This window comes from Candidatus Pelagibacter sp. HIMB1493 (assembly GCF_052047995.1).
Classification (GTDB): domain Bacteria; phylum Pseudomonadota; class Alphaproteobacteria; order Pelagibacterales; family Pelagibacteraceae; genus Pelagibacter.
This window is the reverse complement of record NZ_JBNAIP010000001.1, coordinates 909,605-928,958: the sequence shown is the minus strand read 5'-3', so window position 1 is coordinate 928,958 and position 19,354 is coordinate 909,605. Positions and strand designations below refer to the sequence as shown.

Genomic DNA, 19,354 nt, shown 5'->3' with positions numbered 1-19,354 from the left:
GTGCAAGTCAAAAATTAAATGTTGTTAGAATTAAATGAAAAATTTCTTTTTTTGAAAAAGTTTATTTGCTGTTTATTTTTGATATTTATTTTTTCATTTAACGGCAAAAGTTTAGCTAACACTATAAATGAAAATACCGACACTGTAGAAAATAATAATCTTGATTTAGATGGCGATATAAAAGCAAGCACAACTTACAATATTACAAATAATGCTGTTTATACTCTTAACGGAGAAATACTTAGTAACGGCTATGATTTGACAAAACAAGGGAATGGAACTTTAATTTTAAACGCAAATAGTTCAAATTTTGGTAATGTTATTTCTAATACTTTCACCATAGAAGGTGGTTTGGTTGGAATTGGAAACAATGGATCGTTTGGAAGCGCAAACAACACAATTAGTTTAGAGGGTGGAGGAATATCATCCTCAAACACATCATCTCGTTCGATTAGTAATGATATAAACATAACATCATCAACAACTATTGGTAATGCAACAAATAATGGTGCCTTAACTTTGTCAGGCGATGTTTCAATTTCTGGAGGCAAACATACTGTTACATCAAATAGTAATAATACTTTATCTGGAGCTGTAAATCTTGGAGGTCAGAATATAACATTTGATACTTCAAGTGGAGTTACTTCAACTATATCTGGAGTAGTTAGTAATGGTAATGTAGTTAAATCTGGAAGTGGTACTTTAAAGTTAACTGGAACAAACACTCAATCCCAAACAGTTTTAAATGGAGGAATATTAGAGGTTGCAACTGATAGAGGTTTAGGAAGTGAACCTGGTAGTTTAGTTTCTGATAATATTAGAATTGTTGATGCAACTTTAAAATTTTCTAACACAGGTACAATTACTCTACATGCTAATAGAGGTATTACTTTAGCAAATAATAATGCAACGATTGAAGTAACTAATTCAGGTGCTAGGGTAAATTATTATGGTGATATAACGGGTAATTATAATTTAACAAAAACTGGTTCAGGTATTTTAGCTTTAGGTGCTGCTAATACTCATGATTTATCAGGAGATGTAACAGTAAGTGCTGGTCAAATGATGTTTGTCAGTGGAACTTCAGATGCATATTCCTTTGATGTTATAGTTGCAAATGGAGCTAATGCGTCTGTAAATAATGATACTTTTGCTTCAGGAAATTCAATTACTGTTCAAAGTGGAGGCTCTTTAAATTTTTATCCAGGGACAGGTTCGGGAAGAACCTATAGCATGGACATAAGTTTAGCAGGTTCTGGGAATAATAATTTTAACAGTGGTACAGCAGCAACATTAACATCTAGTTATGATAGAAATACTACTTTAACTGGAACAGTAACTTTAACTGCAGACTCAAATGTATTGCATAAACCTAATTTAAATTCAGATGCGAGTAATAAGTTTATATTTGGTAATTCAAATGGTTCTGCTACTACTGCAATTAATTTAGGTAGCAACACCTTCACATTGCTTGCCGAAGGAACTAACGCAAGAGAATATCAGTTTTTAGATCTAGTTACAGGAACTGGAACTTTAGATATTGACAGATATACAACAGCAGATTTTACTAGTGGAGAAGGAGGATTTGCAGATACAGTAAATTTAGATGTTCAGGGAACTCTAAATATGAGCTCAAGTGACACTATAGCTTCACTTACAGGTACTTCTACAGGTTCAATAGATCTACAAAATACAACTCTAACAATAGACCAAGATACTAATACTACTTATGCTGGTGTAATTACAGATAGCACAGGAACAAGTTCTGTTGTTAAGTCAGGAACAGGAACATTAACTTTAAGCGGAACAAACTCTTATAGCGGTAATACTACCATTAACGCTGGAAACTTAAGCGTTTCAGCAGATAATAATCTTGGGTCTGCACCTGGTTCTGCTGATGCTGATAATATAATTTTTAATGGTGGAGGTCTAATAATAACCTCAGGAGTTACCTTTGACTCTAATAGAGGGGTTACCATGACAGGTGCTGGAACAATAAATACAGCATCATCAACTACATCAAATATTCAGGGTGTAATCACTGGCTCAGGTGCTTTAACTAAATCAGGTGATGGAACTTTAACCTTAAGTGCAACAAATACTAATACTGGAGATATTACAATTTCAGCTGGAACATTAGACGTTCAAGGTCAGTTAGAAAGTGGAAATTATGATGGTGTAATTGCAAATTCAGGAACTTTTACAATAAACTCATCATCTAACCAAACTTTAGCAGGTGTGATTTCAGGAACAGGTGCTTTAAATAAATCAGGTAGTGGAACTTTAACTCTTTCAGGTACAAATACTTATTCTGGTTCAACAACTATTACAAATGGAACTATTAGTGTTTCAAGTTCAGCTAATTTAGGAGCAACTCCTGGCAGCGCAGATGGAGATAACATAATTTTTAATGGTGGAACTTTAAGTGCTACAAATGATTTTACTTTAGGTGCTAATAAAGGAATTACGTTAACTGGTAATGGTACAATTGAAGTAACATCATCCAATACAATGACCTTTGATGGTATCATTACAGATTCTGGTAATTTAACTAAATCTGGAAGTGGTACTTTAGTCTTGGGTGGAGCTAATCAAAATGATGGAACAATTACAGTAAATGCAGGTATTCTAGAAATATCTGATCAGTATTCTTTAGGGTCATCAAGTGGAGGAACAGTTGTTGCAGATGGTGCAAGTTTAAAAATAACTGATGCAATTACGATTACTAATGAGAGCTTAACATTAAATGGAAATGGTGTAAGTAATGGTGGTGCTTTACAAGCTGCAAATACTTCTGGAACAATAACATTATCAGGGAGTGCTACTACTCTTGGTTCTGATACTACAATAAATATTGATGACGGAAATTTAACATTTGGTGGTCGTTTAACAGCAGGAGCCAACAATTATGATTTAACTATTACAGGTGGTGATGGAACAATAAGACCATCAGGTGGTTTAGTGTTGAATTCTGGAACTTTGACAATGTCAGCGACTGGTACATTTTTTGCAGAGAACAGCAGTACTTATTCCGGAGGTACTACAGTGACTGCTGGTGCCATTCAGTATGGAAATAATGATGCTTTTGGTACAGGCGCTATAACAATGACTGGAGGTAAATTTTATACATCAGATGCAAGTGATTTTACAATTGATGAGAATTTAAATTTACAGGGTTCAATAACTTTAGGAAATAGTGGAGATAGCAATACAATTACTTTTTCAGGAACCAATACTCTAACTGGAAATACTACCGCCAGTATTGATAGCGCTGTATCAATGGCAGCAATTGATGATGGATCTAACACTTATAATTTAATTAAATCTGGAAGTGGAACTTTAACTTTAACTGGATCAAATGGTTACGACGGTACTACTACCATCAGTGCTGGAACTTTAACTGTAACAGGAACTCTTGATAACAACACAGCAGTAGCAGTTTCAAGTGGTGCAATTTATGATGTTGATTCAAGTGATACCATTGCATCTGTGAGTGGTGCTGGAAATATCGAAATAGCAAGTTCTCAAACATTAACTGCTGGAGATAGTAATGATAAAACTTTGTCAGGTGTAATATCAGGTTCTGGAGGTTTAACTAAAGCGGGATCAGGAACTCAAACTTTAAGTGGTACAAATACCTACTCTGGAGCTACGACTATTAATGCAGGAACCTTATCTGTAACTGGGTCATTGTCTGACAGCACTGGAGTAACAATTGCCTCTGGTGCAATTTATGATGTGGATGCAAGTGATACAGTTGCTTCAATTGGTGGAGCCGGAAATATTGAAATTGCTGGTTCACAAACTTTAACTTTTGGTGATGGAAATAATAAAACTTTATCTGGTGTAATATCAGGCTCTGGTGGATTAACAAAAGCTGGCTCTGGAACCCAAACTCTAAGTGGTAACAACACATTTTCAGGTTTAACAACTATTGATGCAGGAACATTGACTGTTTCAGGAACTTTATCAGATAGTACAGCAGTAACAGTTGCATCAGGTGCCACTTATGATGTTGATGCAAGTGATACCATCGCATCCGTAAGTGGAGCAGGAAATATTGAAATAGCAAGTAGTCAAATTCTTACAGCTGGGGATAGTAATGATAAAACTTTATCTGGAGTAATTTCGGGATCTGGTGGATTAACTAAAGCTGGCTCTAGTACTTATACTTTAAGCGGAACAAATACTTATACAGGTAACACAAATATTAATTCAGGAACTTTAACTGTTTCAGGTACTTTATCTGATAGCACTTCAGTAAGTGTTGCTTCTGGTGCAGTATATGACGTAGATGCAAGTGATACGGTTGCTTCAATAGAAGGAGCTGGAAATATTGAAATAGCAAGTTCACAAGTTCTAACTGCTGGTGACACAAACAATAAAACTGTTTCTGGTGTAATATCAGGATCTGGTGGATTAACAAAAGCTGGTTCTGGAACTCTTACTTTAAGTGGAACAAATACTTATTCAGGAAATACAACTATTTCAGCGGGTACAATTGATATAAGCGGACAATTAAACAGTGGATCGTACGCTGGTAACATATCAAATTCTGGTACACTAACTTTTAGTTCTTCAAATAATCAAACTTTATCCGGAACATTATCTGGTTCAGGAGATTTAAATAAATCTGGTTCAGGTGATTTAACTTTAACAGGAACAAATACTTTCACCGGAGATACAACATTAACTGCAGGCACACTATATGTAGGAACAGCAAGTGATGGATCAAATACCATTATTCCAAGAGATATTAGTGTAGAAGGAGGTACATTAAGTGGAGGTGGTGTTATAGGGCGTAATGTTACATTCTCATCTACTGCAGGTACTTTAGCACCTGGAAATAGCATAGGCACTCTTACTATAACTGGTAACTTAACGTTATCTGCAGACGATACTACAAACATAGAATTTAATTCAACAACAGCAGACAAGATTGTAATTAATGGAAATACAGTGCTTGCAGGAACTATTTCTTTATATCCTGAAGATACCACTTACTCAGACGTAACACATACAATTGTAGATGCTTCTGGCGGTGGAACATTTAATGGAACTTTTTCAACAGAGATAATGAATAATGAGAGTAATCTTAATGATGCTACTTGGGATATTGTTTATGATACTTCGGCAAAAACTGTTTCTTTACAAATTGCTGAAGCAGCTAGCACATGTAACATAAACTGCACAACAACAGTTTCATCATCAAAAGATATTGCAAAAGTATTTGACAATGCAACTACTGGAACATTAAAAGAGGTTAAAGATGTTTTAGATAGCGCAACAGTTTCTTCTGTTAATACTGAATTAGATAAATTAAAAGGAACTGTTATTGCAACATCATCTATTCAATCAAATACTAATCATAATTATTTTAATAGAGCTGTTGCAAATACTACGTCTCTTTCAAACACAACCTTTGTAACTAATTTTACCTCAACAGCTAACGAGCTTACTTTAGCATCATTACAAGACCAAGGTTTGTATGGAGATAAAAAAAGATATAGTGAATACTACGATTATAGCGATGTATCAGTTTTAGGTTTTATAAAAAATAATAAAAATAAATCATTTTTTGAAAGATTTGAGTCAGATGATAGTGCTTCATTTTTAAGAACTTTTGGAACAAATACTAAAAGAGATAATATTGGTGAAGGTTATACGGGATATAATTCTGATACGACAGGAATATTATTTGGAGAACAATTTAAAAAAGACGATATAAATTTTGATGGTTATTCTATTGGAATTTCAAAAACTGATACAACCTATAATGATAGTTATGGAGATGCTGAAATTTATTCAATGCATGCATCAATGTTTAAGCAAATAGATGATGAAAATTATGCATTTAATTTATTAGGTAGCGCGTTCGTCTCCAAGACTAACAGTAACAGAAATGTATCTGTATTTGGAACTTCAGTAGATGATAAGTATAAATCTGACTTTTATGATGTTGGTTTAAATTTAGAAGCTCAGCATATAGCAAAGTATGATTTTAATGGTTATAAAATATCTCCATCTGCTAAAATAAATTATAGCTATATATTTAAGGGAGACACAAAAGAAACAGGTGGTGATTTGGCATTGTCAGTTGATAATGAAGATCTTTTTATCATCAAACCTGAGGTTGGAATTTCAGTATCAAAAAACTTTTCAGAGAAAGATAATAAATTAAGCCAATTGGAATTAGCAGCATTTGTATCTAGAGACTATTTTGTTGAAGGGACAGAAAATAAAGCAAGATTTGCATCTGGCTCTACTTTTAACCACGATTTACCAAGAGACAAAGAAGACTACTACTCTTTAGGGGTAGGGTATAATTTTCTTAATAAAGAGAATAACACAAGCCTAATGGCCAATGCATTTTTGTTAGAAAATGCAAAAGAAGACATTAGCTCTAATATTTTTTCAATAACATTTAGAAAATTCTTTGGTGAATTTGCAAAAGGTAGAATACCAAGCGTGATTGCAAAAAAAGATGTCCCAGTAAAATCTGATAAAGATCAAAATGATAATGAAGAACAAACTAAAGTGGTTTTAAAGACAGACCCTCCTATGAAATCAGATAAAGATATAGAACAGAGTAATGAAGTTATATCTAGCGATAATGAAATAAGAAAAGACGAAACAATTATAGCAACTTTTCCAGATCAAAATTTAAACAATGATATTAAAAAAGATATTGAAGAAAAAATTAAAAATTTTGAGAAAAAAATTGAAATAGTTTTAAAAGAAAATCCAACAAAAGAGGAAGTTGAGGAAATTTATATCAGTTTAAACAATGAAATGAGAAAATCATCCAAAAGAGATTTAACTTTAGATGACGTTTATAATAATTTGTTTGCAAATTGTTATGCAGTCGAGAAAAATTTAAAGGATCTAATAAATTACTATGATAAATTACAATTATATCAAATATTAGATAAATGTTCTCAATTAAAAGATCCTAAAATACATTTAATTGCAAATAGGTTGCACGATATTCAAATGGACGAAAGATCTGCTATCGAGATTTTATATTCAAGATATCTTAAAATTTTAAGTTACATTCCAATAGTAACTTTCATAGCATTAATTATTCTGTTTTATGAAGTTATTAGAAGATTTATTACTTATAGATATAATTCAAGAATTATAAGTTAAGAAAAATTATTGATAGTATTTTCAATATCTTCTTTTTTAATCATCATTAGATCTAATTTTGTTTTATTTTCTTTCTTATTCAATCTTACTGATTGAATTTGAATACAATTTTCAAAAAATCTTCTTAAATCTCTTGCATTAGAATAACGGTCACCAGTTATTTCTATAATTTTATTGCATGAATTTTTAATTGAAGCACTTGCATCATTTGCAATCATATATTTGTTGTCTCGACAAAGTTTGAAGAAGATCTGGTATAATTCTAGGTCATTATAATTTTCGAAAATTATATTTCTTTTAAACCTAGAAGCTAGACCGGCATTTGAAGAAATAAATTCTTTCATATTAGTTTCATAACCTGCCACAATAACTATCAATCTATCCCTGTAATCCTCCATAAACTTCAGTAATTCGTCAATTGCTTCTTGACCGTTGTCATTTGGATCTTTCTTATTTGATAAAGTATATGCTTCATCAATAAATAATACATTGTCTATTGCTTGATTAAACTTTTCTGCTGCTCTTTCTGCTGTTTTACCTTTCTCTGCTACAACTAAATCACTTCTGGTTACTTCTATCAGTTTCCCTCCAGCAATAATGCCTAAATCTCTATAAATATTTGCCAAAATTCTAGCCACTGTAGTTTTTCCTGTTCCTGGATTACCAGAAAAAATTAAATGGTAAGTAAGTGGCATTGCATCACCTAAACCTTGTTCTTTTCTATCCTTAGAATTTTGAAGAAAAGCCAATAAGTTTTCAACTTCTTCCTTTACTTTTTTTAGTCCAGGTAATCTTTTTATTTCATTCAGGTTTTTTTCGAGATCTTCACTCATTGATTTCTATTGAATTATAGTTAAAAATTAATTTAAGATGTTTTTATTTAAATGAAACTAATAATTCAAACAATTTTAATTTTATTTTTTTCATCTTCTTTGTTGTATTCTGGCGAGCCTGGAGATTTACCTGGAGAAGAACAAAAAAAGCCAGAAGAAATGTTTGATGAAAAACCCATTGAAAAAGAGGGTTTGGATGTTTCAAATATTACTGAATTATTGAAACCAAAAAATACAGAAGTTGTACTTCCTAAAAATAGGCTAGAGAAAATATTCAATCAGTTTTTTTTAGCTGAACTTAATAGGGATCAATTAAATATAATTGGTGAATGCGAAAACAATCTCGCAGAGGGAAAATGTTTTAAAGTAGAACCAAATAAATTATCAAATCATTTTAACAATTATTACTTTTACACAAATTCTCAAAATCAAGTTTATTCAATAATTGCATTTAATAATAAAAGACAAGGTGACTTAAATAATTGCAAAGAGAAAATTTCTCTATGGAAAGATTATTTTAATAGTTATGATTTAATCGAAAAGGAACCTAAAGATAATTCTTTAAATTTCGTATTAACTGATGCTCCTCAAAAAAATAGTATTGAAATCTTTGCTTCTTGTTATGATGAACAATTTAGAGATATATCATCTAGTTTTAGTATTAAATTTTTCAAAAATGTTTAATGAGAATTTTTGCTATTCTCATACTAAGTGTCTTTATTCATAATCAATTATACGCTGGTAATATTACTCCTGAGGTAAGACAAGCTTACAAGGAAAGAACAGAATTTGTAAAAAAATATATATCCACGATAAAAGAGAATAGAAAAACAAATAAAAAATTTAAGGGAAGCATAGTTGAAGCTGTTTCCGGGAGATTGTACACTAGCTGGGGGACTTTATCTCAATATGAATTAGATCAAAAAGCTTTAAAAAATTGTAAAAGTGATGGTGAAATTGAATGTCTTGTGCGATTTAGAACACTTAAGAAAAATCTTAAATATAATAGATATGCAAAATATATTAATTCAAAATCAAGTTTAAAAGTTTTGGGTGAACATATTAGATCAAAAAAAAAATTTTCTTCAAAGGGGATAGATATCTTAATTAGTACTGAAAACTTTAAAAACAAAAATGATTTTTTTTGTGGTCAAACAAAGTCGAATTATAAAGATGTTATTAATAATCTTGTAAAAGAAATAAATGTCTATCCAGTATCTTTCTTACAAAATTCAGGACTAAAATATGTCATGATTTGTGAAAAAATTACTGACAAATCATTAGGGTTTGAGCCAGGTGGATTGGCACCAGGACATGTTGATCAATCACCTGGAGTTTTTTATTTGAACTTGTCAGCGGTTAATAAAATTAAAAATTCAAAAGCAAAAAAAGATTATATTAGAATTTTGTTCCATCACGAATTTTATCACATAATCGATTCTAAATTGTCTTTAATGCAATTAGATGAAGCTTGGGAAAAAATAAACAAAGTGGATTATTCTAATGATTTAATAACAGGGGGCATTGGAATAGATACATCTGTTGAAGGTTTTATTTCAGGTTATGCTAGAAATAATTCTGCAGAAGATAAAGCAGAATTATTTGCTTTTATGGTAGCTCAACATAAAGAATTTAAAAAAGCCATTGCTAAGGATGAAATATTATTAAAGAAATCCAAATTAATGATTTCAAGGCTTAAAGGAATTTCTAAAGAAATAGATAAAAGTTTTTGGAAAAAATTAAATTAAGATTTTCTTAAATCACTGATATTTTTAATTAGCTCTTGGCAATCTTTTTCCACCCTTGAAAATACATCCGACCAGTCTCCCTGTATTTTTTGGCGATAAATTCTAAAATTGTCATACCAAATAGTTTCATCTTTAGAATTTAACCATCGCCAATCAGAAACTTTTGGAAGTAATAACCAAGTTTGAGTACCAAGTGTTCCAGCCAAATGAGCAATTGAGGTGTCAGTTGTAATGACTAGATCTAAATATTTTATAATTGCAGCTGTATCTACAAATTTTTTTGATCCTGTATCCATCAGTAAATCATAATTTACAATGTGTTCTTCCAACTGAAATTTTTCAATTTCTGAAACAGCGTTGCCTTTTTGTAAATTTATGAATGTAGCTAATGGATTCTTAACAATGCTCTTAAAACCATTTAAAGAAACTGAGTTATTAGCAACTCTAGGATTTAAACTGCTACCTTGCCAATTTAAACCAATTTTCACATTATCATTTACTTCGATAAGAGTTTCCCATTCCAGAAGTTTATTATCATTTATTTTTAGAGGTGATGGAAAAGGACAATTGCTATTAAGATCTGGTGTAAGTAAATAGATTAAATTTTGTAAGGGTATCCAATAATCATAATCATCATATTCACTTTCATTAGAAATAATTTCTTCTATAAAAACCATATCCTCAAAAAAATGATGCAGTTCTTCTTGGCACTGGAATATAATTTTACAATTTAGTTGGCTTAATGTTTCAAGATATCTCGAAAATTGTAAAGTATTACCTAATCCATTTTCTGTGATAATAAGAATTTTTTTATTCTCAATATTTTGACCATTCCAAATTAAATTTTTTTTATGAAGTACTGATTTAAAATTTTTATCTTCATATATTCTATGATGATATTCTTTAAAACCTTCTTCAAAATTTGACATTGATAAAAGAGTAGTTCCTAAATTAATTTTTGATTTGTTAAAATTAGGATTAAGTTCAATTGTTTTTCTATACATTTCAATTGCCTCAGAGTACTTTCCAGCATTTAGTAAAGTATTTGCAAAATTAAAATGTACTACATGTGAATCTGGTTTAGCCTTAATCGCTCTTTGATGACAGATTATTGCATCTTCGTATTTATGCTGAAGATAGAATAAGTTCCCAAGGTTACTTAAAATGAAATGATTACTTGGATTATTTATAAGTCCTTGTTGATAAACTTTTATCGCTTCATCATATTTTTGATCTTGTTTGTATAAAGTTGCAAGACTTAAATATGCCTTTATTTCTTTAGGATCTATTTTGATTACAGCCTTATAACATTCTATTGCTTTTTCTAACTTTTTACTTTGTTCATATACTAGACCTAAACTTAAGTAACCATCGACATAAGTAGGGTCGTGAGCTAAAAGATTTGTCAAAACTTTTTCGGCAGCAGAGTTATTGTTTAATAAAAAAATATTTGTACCTAATCTATTAAGAGCTTTACGATCAAAGTTTCTATCTAGTGAAGATAGATAATACCAAATAGATTTATCAAAATTGTTTTGTTTATAATGAATATCTCCTATTAAATTATAAATTTCATGATTGTTAGGATCATGCTTTAACAAATTACATGCATTCTGTTCAGCAAGACCATATTGTCTATTGTCTAATAATTGATAATTTTTTTTTATGTTTTGAGCAACAAGAGATTTATTCATTTTTAAACGAATCAGTTAACTAACAATATATCTTTAAATCCAATTATAAAAGACTGATCCTAGATATGGATAGAGTGCCGAAGCTATGACAATAAAACACCCGTATGGAATTTGAAAATCTTTATCTTTTTTGTAAATATAAATAATCATTAGACCAACAATAGCACCAGTAATTGCTGAGCTTGCTAAAATTAAATAAATTGATTTTATTCCAAGCCAAATACCAACCATTAAAAATAATTTTGCATCTCCTAACCCCATGCCTTCAACTTTTCTAATTTTAAAGAATAAAAATCTAATAATATAAATAATTAAATAACCAATTATCCCACCGATGATAGAGCCTAATATACTCACATCAAAAGGATTAAACTTGAAAAAGGTAAAAACTAACCCAAGAACAGAAAGTGGAATTGTGATTTTATCTAAAATTAAATAATATTTTAAATCAGTAAAAAAAATTATTAACAATCCTGAATAAAAAATAATATAAGCTAAAGTTTTAAAACTAATTCCGTGTAAACTATAAGCGTAGACAAATAAGCATGCTGTTAAAATCTCTACTATAAGATAACTTACACTTATTTTACTTTTGCAATTCTTGCATTCACCAAGATTAGCTATGTATGAGATGATTGGAACATTGAGATAAAAAGGTATTTTATATTTACAAGTTGTGCAAAATGATCGTTTTGTGACAATATCTAAATCATTAGGAAGTCTATATATACAGACATTATAAAAACTACCAAAGATTGATCCAATAATAAACAGAGAAAGGGTAAGCACTTACCTTTTAAATTTTATTTTATCTCCATCGTCATCATCTCTTTTGATGCTAGGGTTTGTTTCCTCAGTTTCTTTGTTTTCTGTTTCTACATTCTCAGATTGTTGCTGAGGTTCTTCGTTTGGAGCAAGATCCACGTTCTCACTTGCTTGAGGCTCAGGTTCTTGAACTGTTTCTGGCTCTGAACTTACTTCAGCTGCATTTGTACCAGTTACATTTTTAATTTTAAATATTTTATCTAAGTGAGCTAATTTAATTACTTTCATGACCTCATTGCTCACATCAGTTAGAAAAAATTCTTTTGATTTACTTTTTGAAAGTTGCATACCTTCAACTAATGCAGCTATACCTGAAGAGTCTATGTAATTCACCTTTGACAGCTGAACTTCAATTGTCTTAACATTATCAATTAAATCTTTTATATTATCTCTTAATTCGGGTGAACTATCTAAATCAACTTCACCAGTAACAAACAATTTTCCTACATTTCCATTAATTTTTTGTTCGATAGACATATGTATTTTTTTATATTATTAGTTTTAAATTACAACATATGATTATCGACTGTATTTGCGGAAAAAAAAAATTTAAGTTAGCTGACGGAGTTATGCCACAACAGGGCTCAAAAGTTAGATGTGGCTCATGTTCTGAGGTATGGTTTTATCATCCAGATCAAGGTAACAATCCAATCGCTCAAGATAACACGGCTAATGAAGAACAAAATTCTTTAATAGAAAATGAGAATGATATTGGAGAAAATAAAGAAATTAATGATTTCGCTACAGCAAGTCAACCTGAAGTACACGAAACTGAAAATGTAAATCAAACAACCAGCCCAGAAGACGCAGAAGATTTATTATCCACTCCAGAAGAAAATTTTTTAGAAGAGGAAGTTGGAAATGAAAATCTTGACGAAATAAAAAAAGAAAACCCAGAAAGCGTTTCAAACTTTAAAATATTTACAGATGAAGATGAAAATGATCTTCCATCAAAAGAGGAAATGGATAAAAATTTAGATGAATACAAAGTTGATAGAGATAAAAATCTTAATTTTTTTCAAAAATTATTTAGAAAGGATAGAATTAAAGAAGCAAAAAGATCTTTAGAAAAAAAACAGCAACAACAAGAACAAACTGAACAAAAGCTAAACAAAGGAAGAAGAGCTAGATTGCTTACTTATCTTCTTTTATTATTGTTGATAGTTTTTTCTATTCTAATTGTCCCATTTAGAGACCAGGTAGGAATGGCATTTCCATTTATGGAGAGCTATCTAGAATTTTTAATTCCTATGTATGATTATATTAAAGGACCTTTGGCTCTAAGTTAGATAGATACTTTAATTTTCAGTTTCTTGCTTTTCCTTTTCAGCCAATTTTTCTTCCTCAGCCTTAAAAATTTCAATTATTTTTGACTTATCTTTCAATAATTTTTCTTTACCAGGAAAAACATAAACTCCGATTTTTCCATTAGCTAATACTTTATCAGAATTAGCATTTTCTCTAGAAATTTTTTCCTCGATAATATTTATTTTAAATTCACTCTCTGCAATTTTATTTTTTAAATAAGTTAAGTTTTGAAAAGTACTTAAGAACTGATACTGAATGTAATTAATTGAATATTTTTCGCCTAATGGGTCAGCTTGACTTTCATTTAAACTATTAATTTGCACATTAAATTCGCTTGCAATTCCTGAAATAGAATTTTTGAAATTTTGAAATTCGGTTGGAGACATAAACATCATTATTTCTTTAATATATTCGTATTCACTTTTATTCACATCCTTACCAACTTTAGCCATTTCAATAATGATTTTGTCAGACTCCTCTTGAATACTCCCCGTATTAGCTAAAAGTTTGCTTTGCTTAGAAAGTTGAAGTGAAGTGTAAATTTCACCTATTAAAAATGCCAATAAAACAAAAATCATTACGGTAAAACCTACGACAACAAATTTTGATTTATCTTTAATAGATTCGTCTTCGACTGTTTTTGATTTATTTTTTCCTAATCCAAACATTATAAATTTTTTACTATCATTTATAGATTTGATAAACTGTAAATGATTCGTACGTATAAATTTATTATATGAAAAAAACTCCAATTTACATCAAAAAAACTCTTGATGAAATTAGGCTTGAGTTACTAAAAGATAAAAAACTTAAACTATCAAGACAGCTTTATGTGCAAAAACTCAAGGAAATTTTCAACGATCAAGTAATTGATCTTAAGGATGGCATGGAAGCAAAGATGTCATCAACAGGAACAGATAAAACCGTTGTAGTTTCATCGTCTCAAGATACAACCGCAAAACCAAAATCAACTCCAAGAAGTAATAATAGTGAAAAAATTATTTTTCTTAATAATGAAATTGTTGATCAAAATTTAAGCGAAGTAGATGAAGCTAATAATGATTTGTCTAATTTTGGAAATGTTGATGAAAATATTATTGAACTCAAAGATGAAGTTGCTGACATTAATAATCAAAAAATAATAGATTTAATTGAAGAAGTAGATGATATCATTAATCTAACTGATGAAGTTGCAGAAACTGTTGTGAATGCTCAAGAAGCTGATTATGAAAAATCTGCAAATGGTGAGGTAATTAAAGAAGAAGTAAAAAGTTCTCAAATATTCTCTAACGAACAGTTGGAGATGTTAAATGCAAAAATAAACGATTTAGATCTAGGTAGTTCTGAACTTACAGAAAAATTAGATGAGTTATTAAATCAGAAAAACCTATTCTCTGAAAAATTTAATGATGAACTTGATACAAAACTAACTGAGGCACTTACCAGATCAGAAGAAAGCATTGAAAATAAACTTAATAACATTAACGAAAGTTACCACCAAGAGTTTGAAAAATATGAGGATGAAGCAAACAAAAATTTTGCAAATTTAGAGGATCAAATTGGTAATTTAAATAATCAATTTGATGACATCCAAAATAATATCAATTCTATTTCAACTAAAATAGATGATAGCATTAGACAATTGAATGATCCTCAAAAATTAAATGAAAATGTAAATTTAGAAAAACGATTTGAAGATAGAATAAATGATTTAAAAGATTACAATTTAAAAATCGAAAATTCATTAAATAATCTAAATAATAAAATTGATGAGACTTTAGACAACATCTCAACTTATAGAAACGAAGCCACTCAAAAAATTGAAGAGTTAAATCAAAAAGTTCAAAATATAGAGCCGGAGTTGTTTAATAAAATTGAAGAAAAACAAAAAAATAAAAGCGAGTCTGAAAAGCTTCAAGATAAATTTGATCAAATGTCAAAAATTATGGATATGCAAAATATGAGAATGTTGCAGATGTATCATTCATCTGAGTTGCAACATAGTCACTCTATATTGCAAAAAAACATGGAAGCCAGAAATACAGTACCAGAGCAAAAATCTTTTAATCCCGAATTAATTTCAGAGGAAATAAAAAAAGAGTTTTTCCCAAAAATTCAAAAAGAAATGGATAAACAATTCAACTTGTTAAAAGAACAATTATCTGAGTATGAAATAAAAAGTATTTTAGATAAAATTGGCTCAACAGATTTGAATAAAGAATTTAAAAAACCAATTAAAAAGTTTTCAAATTTAGTTGATGCAAAAAAATATGTTAAAAATTCAATTTCAAAAAAATCAAGAGAATGGATAAAACATAATGAGTTTATGATTGATGAAATTGCAAAAAAATTAATAGGTTAGAAATTTTTTTATCAAACTAATTATATAAAAATTAATTAATATCAGCAAAATTTTAGTATTCATTTTACTTTCACTCTCATAACGTCTGTTAAAATTTATTGGAACATCTTTAGCTTTCAATTTTGTTTTTGAGTTAATTAATATATCAGCTAGGATTTTAAATCCCTTACCAAAAAATCTTTTCTTGTTTTTTAGATAGATATCCTTTTTAAATAGAAAAAAACCACTCATTGGATCTTTTGTTTGAATATTAAAAATTTTAAAAAAAAATATTAAAAATATTGAAGCAAATCTTCTTGTCTCAGATAAACCTTTATTTTTTCCCGATGTTAGTTTTCGAGCTCCTATAACAATATCCTGTCCTTTGTTAAATTCCTTAAGCATCTGAGGAATATATTTTGGATCATGTTGTAAATCAGCGTCTAAAATAAGAATATTTTTAAATTTAGCTTTTTCAATTCCATCAAAACAAGATTGTGTAAGATCTCTTTTTTTTCTTCTTAAGATTGGATTAAAAAATTTGTATTTTTTAGCTAAATTTAAGAGTATTTTTTTACTTTGATCAGTTGAATTATCATCAACGAAAATAATTTCAAATTTAGTTTTTTTTGTATGCTCAATGATTTTTAAAGTTAAAGGTTCAATATTTTTTTCTTCATTAAGTGCAGGAGCAATTATGCTTAATTCATTACTCATTTGTATTAGCAATTAAATTATTAGCTGTTTCTCTTAAAAAAGGATTTATTTCAATAGCATCCTTATATAATTGTGTAGCCTCTTTATTTAGTCCAAGTTTTTTAAGCGTTATAGCTGCATTGTAAAGTGCTGTTGCGTGCAGGGGGTTAATTACATTTGCTGTTTTAAAATTTTCTAAGGCTTTGTCATAGTTTTTTTGATAAAAATTAATTTTTCCAAGTTCAAAATATAAGTCATCAATTGGTGGATCTAAAAATGTAACTTTTTTCCCTGAAGCTTCTAATTGCTTCTTAATTTTATCATATTGTTTAAAAATTTTTTTTATTTCATTTTCAGCTTTTTGATATTCTTCATTAAAAACATAAAATCTTGCTAATTTAAAAATTCCATAAGGTTTATCTTTAAATTGTTTTTCAAATTCGTCTTCAAAAAATTTAATGCCCACCTCGTTTTCTTCGTGAATGAAATATCTTAAAAATTCTAATATAACTTCGTCAAATTTAGTATTTAATTGATAAAACTGATAAAGATTAAATTTATAAGCCGTCCAGTCATTATTTTTTACAGCATTTCTCATTGGAACCGAAAATGAATATCTATGAACATTTTTAGGACTTTTCTCATCTGTTTCAGTCATAAAAGTATAGTTATCAATATAAACTTTGCTTCTGTCATACAAAATAAAAATACAAGAAAATAGTATTAAACAGTAAAAACTCAGAGCTAATGTTTTTTTGTAAAGATGATTAGATAAATTTTTTAAAATCCAAAAAAATATTATTGAAATTGCAACAACTGATGAATATTGATATCTCTCAGCTAAATTTGAAATTAGTGGAAAACCTTTATCAACCATTCCAAAAATAACAGGCAATGTTAAACTTGCAATGATCCAAAAAACACTAATTAATAGAATTGGATCTTTCTTATTAAAAAATAAATATGTCGCAAAAATTGAATAAATTATAAAGAGAGTAAATAAAATAATGGATAAATTTAAGTCATAGTTTGTTGCATAAACATAAATATGTTCAAAAGGATAAAATAATCCAATTAAATAAAATTTTGATGAAGTAAAAAAATAAAATAATAAATCATTAAAACTGTCGTAGAAAAAAATATCATTTTTCTCAGTGAAAACACTTCTTAAATAATAGTAAACAAAAAATGTTACACATAGTAGAATAAAAACATCAAAATTTTTTTTAAAATTTTCTTTTAAATTTATTTGATGAAAATTGAGCAAAAAGATTGTTAGTGGAATTAAACCAGCTAAATAGATGGTCATTAGTTTTGAACACAATGACAGAAAAAATAATAATGCTATAAATAAATAATTAATAAATTTTTTATCATAGGCATTGTTTAGACAATAAATAAAAGTTAAAAGTCCAAAGAATAATGCTAAACTTTCATTACGGGTAGTTATATTAAAAATAATTTGTGAAGTAATAGGGTGAAATAAAAATATTAAAGAACTTAGAAAAATTAAAATATTATCTCTTAAATTACTCTCAATTCTTAAAATTTTCTTTATAAACAAATAAACTAAAAAACTATTTGTTACGTGCAAAAAAATATTTGTAAATTTAGCTATTTTTGTATTTAATATTTCAATCCCACTAAAGTTAAATAAAAAGGTTAAAAAATTATCTAATTCATGTGTTAAAAAATACACAGGATAAAAATGAAATTTTGCATATAAAAAACTAGATATAAGTTTTGCATCTCCAGGGGATCTTGTGAATTGATCTAGTAAAGCATCATCATCATAGGTTCTCCCGTAATCTAATGTGTGTTTAAAAAAAAATATAAAAAGTCCAAATGCAATTAGATAAATACAATACTCAAATATTTTATTTTGAGAGTTTGTTAGCTTCATATTTTTCTTAATAATTAAGTTTTAAATAATTTAAACCGGAATAAATTTAATTATTAATTTAACAATTTTTGATTCTGCCACTTAGTTTTCCTCAATATTTCTTGTATAATACCCCCAAATTGGGTGTATAAAAAATTTAAATAGCTATTTAAGTTAGCTATTTTTTATAGTTTACATAGTAAAGAATATTGGTAGAAGAACCTCATATATATATATATAATTCTAGAATATAGGAAAAACATAATTATGAAAAAAACACTACAAAAAGGTTTCTCACTTGTAGAGCTTCTAGTTGTTGTTGCAATTATTGGAGTTTTAGCAGGTGTTGGAATTGTGGGTTATCAAAGTTACACTGACTCTGCAAAAAGTAGAGTTGCGGTAGCTAACTTTAACTCAGTAAAAAGATTTGTTGAAACAGAGCTAACTCTGCTTAACAACAATATCCAAACAGTATCCGGAGCAATAAGCGCTGGATCTGACTGTTCCTCTCTTCAGGCATACACTGTTTACAGTGATAATCTAGGAGACTTTATTAAGGGACTAACTTGTTACTTTGGCACTGATGGATATGGGAATGCATTTAAAAACCCGTATGATGCTGCAGGTGGAAATCAAATTGTTTACAATTCTGCTGCTGCTGATGTGAAAAAGGGTCAGATTAACATAGCCCATTTTACAGCTGAAGATTATACGCAAAATGGTGCGGTAATTCCTTCAGGCGGATTGTTCTCATCTGCTGGAACTTCAGGATATTTTTACGTGGAATATTACACTGCAGATGGTGCAGCAGGAAGTGAAGGAGAATATAAAGCTAAAGAATTTCAACTTAAATAATTTTAAAATAAGTTAAAATTAAA

The 19,354-nt window shown here is 29.0% G+C and carries 13 protein-coding genes; 6 read left to right on the top strand and 7 right to left on the bottom strand.

Going from position 1 to position 19,354, the window contains the following annotated elements; translation table 11 throughout:
* The first annotated feature begins 18 nt into the window (after window positions 1–18).
* Window positions 19–7,149: an autotransporter-associated beta strand repeat-containing protein gene (locus tag ACTTBK_RS04965; protein ID WP_440618875.1), complete on the top strand. Its 7,131-nt coding sequence runs from the start codon at window positions 19–21 to the stop codon at window positions 7,147–7,149.
* Here the strand turns inward: ACTTBK_RS04965 and ACTTBK_RS04960 are convergent.
* Complete coding sequence (locus tag ACTTBK_RS04960; protein WP_440618874.1) at window positions 7,146–7,982, bottom strand: AAA family ATPase; 837 nt, start codon at window positions 7,980–7,982, stop codon at window positions 7,146–7,148. The two genes, ACTTBK_RS04965 and ACTTBK_RS04960, sit on opposite strands and share 4 nt — an antisense overlap.
* 51 nt (window positions 7,983–8,033) lie before the next feature.
* Here ACTTBK_RS04960 and ACTTBK_RS04955 point away from each other — a divergent pair, with 51 nt between their 5' ends.
* Window positions 8,034–8,666, top strand: a complete 633-nt coding sequence (locus tag ACTTBK_RS04955; RefSeq protein WP_440618873.1) for a hypothetical protein — start codon at window positions 8,034–8,036, stop codon at window positions 8,664–8,666.
* Complete coding sequence (locus ACTTBK_RS04950) at window positions 8,666–9,730, top strand: putative zinc-binding metallopeptidase (protein ID WP_440618872.1); 1,065 nt, start codon at window positions 8,666–8,668, stop codon at window positions 9,728–9,730. Before ACTTBK_RS04955 ends, ACTTBK_RS04950 begins: the two co-directional genes overlap by 1 nt.
* On the opposite strand, the gene ACTTBK_RS04945 is transcribed toward ACTTBK_RS04950, so the two are convergent.
* Genes ACTTBK_RS04945 through ACTTBK_RS04935 form a run of 3 tightly spaced genes read right to left on the bottom strand, consistent with a single transcriptional unit; the run spans window position 9,727 to window position 12,726 of the window.
* Window positions 9,727–11,424 carry a tetratricopeptide repeat protein gene (locus ACTTBK_RS04945; protein WP_440618871.1) on the bottom strand — a complete coding sequence of 566 codons (1,698 nt, stop codon included), beginning with the start codon at window positions 11,422–11,424 and terminating at the stop codon, window positions 9,727–9,729. The two genes, ACTTBK_RS04950 and ACTTBK_RS04945, sit on opposite strands and share 4 nt — an antisense overlap.
* A 33-nt stretch (window positions 11,425–11,457) precedes the next feature.
* Window positions 11,458–12,213, bottom strand: a complete 756-nt coding sequence (locus ACTTBK_RS04940; RefSeq protein ID WP_440613839.1) for a prepilin peptidase — start codon at window positions 12,211–12,213, stop codon at window positions 11,458–11,460.
* Window positions 12,214–12,726 (bottom strand): STAS domain-containing protein, encoded by a 513-nt coding sequence (locus ACTTBK_RS04935; protein ID WP_440613840.1) that lies wholly within the window; start codon window positions 12,724–12,726, stop codon window positions 12,214–12,216.
* A gap of 38 nt (window positions 12,727–12,764) precedes the next feature.
* Here ACTTBK_RS04935 and ACTTBK_RS04930 point away from each other — a divergent pair, with 38 nt between their 5' ends.
* Window positions 12,765–13,538 carry a hypothetical protein gene (locus ACTTBK_RS04930; RefSeq protein WP_440613841.1) on the top strand — a complete coding sequence of 258 codons (774 nt, stop codon included), beginning with the start codon at window positions 12,765–12,767 and terminating at the stop codon, window positions 13,536–13,538.
* 9 nt (window positions 13,539–13,547) lie between these two features.
* On the opposite strand, the gene ACTTBK_RS04925 is transcribed toward ACTTBK_RS04930, so the two are convergent.
* Complete coding sequence (locus ACTTBK_RS04925; protein ID WP_440618870.1) at window positions 13,548–14,225, bottom strand: hypothetical protein; 678 nt, start codon at window positions 14,223–14,225, stop codon at window positions 13,548–13,550.
* Between the two features lie 68 nt (window positions 14,226–14,293).
* Here ACTTBK_RS04925 and ACTTBK_RS04920 point away from each other — a divergent pair, with 68 nt between their 5' ends.
* Window positions 14,294–15,919 carry a hypothetical protein gene (locus ACTTBK_RS04920; RefSeq protein ID WP_440618869.1) on the top strand — a complete coding sequence of 542 codons (1,626 nt, stop codon included), beginning with the start codon at window positions 14,294–14,296 and terminating at the stop codon, window positions 15,917–15,919.
* Here ACTTBK_RS04920 and ACTTBK_RS04915 read toward each other — a convergent pair.
* Both ACTTBK_RS04915 and ACTTBK_RS04910 read right to left on the bottom strand, forming a co-directional pair.
* Window positions 15,908–16,615, bottom strand: coding sequence for a glycosyltransferase (locus ACTTBK_RS04915; RefSeq protein WP_440618868.1), 708 nt, complete (start codon window positions 16,613–16,615; stop codon window positions 15,908–15,910). The genes ACTTBK_RS04920 and ACTTBK_RS04915 overlap by 12 nt on opposite strands.
* The gene (locus ACTTBK_RS04910) at window positions 16,608–18,497 is read right to left on the bottom strand and encodes a tetratricopeptide repeat protein (RefSeq protein WP_440618867.1); all 1,890 of its coding nucleotides are present in this window, start codon (window positions 18,495–18,497) and stop codon (window positions 16,608–16,610) included. The genes ACTTBK_RS04915 and ACTTBK_RS04910 overlap by 8 nt, the downstream gene beginning before the upstream one ends.
* A 246-nt stretch (window positions 18,498–18,743) precedes the next feature.
* Between ACTTBK_RS04910 and ACTTBK_RS04905 the strand changes: the two genes are divergently transcribed.
* Window positions 18,744–19,331, top strand: a complete 588-nt coding sequence (locus tag ACTTBK_RS04905; protein WP_440613846.1) for a pilin — start codon at window positions 18,744–18,746, stop codon at window positions 19,329–19,331.
* Window positions 19,332–19,354: the final 23 nt, after the last annotated feature.

Excerpts from the sequence above, each read along its gene's own strand:
- ACTTBK_RS04965 (WP_440618875.1), top strand. The coding sequence starts at position 19 with ATGTTGTTAGAATTAAATGAAAAATTTCTTTTTTTGAAAAAGTTTATT.
- ACTTBK_RS04960 (WP_440618874.1), bottom strand. The coding sequence starts at position 7,982 with ATGAGTGAAGATCTCGAAAAAAACCTGAATGAAATAAAAAGATTACCT.
- ACTTBK_RS04955 (WP_440618873.1), top strand. The coding sequence starts at position 8,034 with ATGAAACTAATAATTCAAACAATTTTAATTTTATTTTTTTCATCTTCT.
- ACTTBK_RS04950 (WP_440618872.1), top strand. The coding sequence starts at position 8,666 with ATGAGAATTTTTGCTATTCTCATACTAAGTGTCTTTATTCATAATCAA.
- ACTTBK_RS04945 (WP_440618871.1), bottom strand. The coding sequence starts at position 11,424 with ATGAATAAATCTCTTGTTGCTCAAAACATAAAAAAAAATTATCAATTA.
- ACTTBK_RS04935 (WP_440613840.1), bottom strand. The coding sequence starts at position 12,726 with ATGTCTATCGAACAAAAAATTAATGGAAATGTAGGAAAATTGTTTGTT.
- ACTTBK_RS04930 (WP_440613841.1), top strand. The coding sequence starts at position 12,765 with ATGATTATCGACTGTATTTGCGGAAAAAAAAAATTTAAGTTAGCTGAC.
- ACTTBK_RS04925 (WP_440618870.1), bottom strand. The coding sequence starts at position 14,225 with ATGTTTGGATTAGGAAAAAATAAATCAAAAACAGTCGAAGACGAATCT.
- ACTTBK_RS04920 (WP_440618869.1), top strand. The coding sequence starts at position 14,294 with ATGAAAAAAACTCCAATTTACATCAAAAAAACTCTTGATGAAATTAGG.
- ACTTBK_RS04915 (WP_440618868.1), bottom strand. The coding sequence starts at position 16,615 with ATGAGTAATGAATTAAGCATAATTGCTCCTGCACTTAATGAAGAAAAA.
- ACTTBK_RS04910 (WP_440618867.1), bottom strand. The coding sequence starts at position 18,497 with ATGAAGCTAACAAACTCTCAAAATAAAATATTTGAGTATTGTATTTAT.
- ACTTBK_RS04905 (WP_440613846.1), top strand. The coding sequence starts at position 18,744 with ATGAAAAAAACACTACAAAAAGGTTTCTCACTTGTAGAGCTTCTAGTT.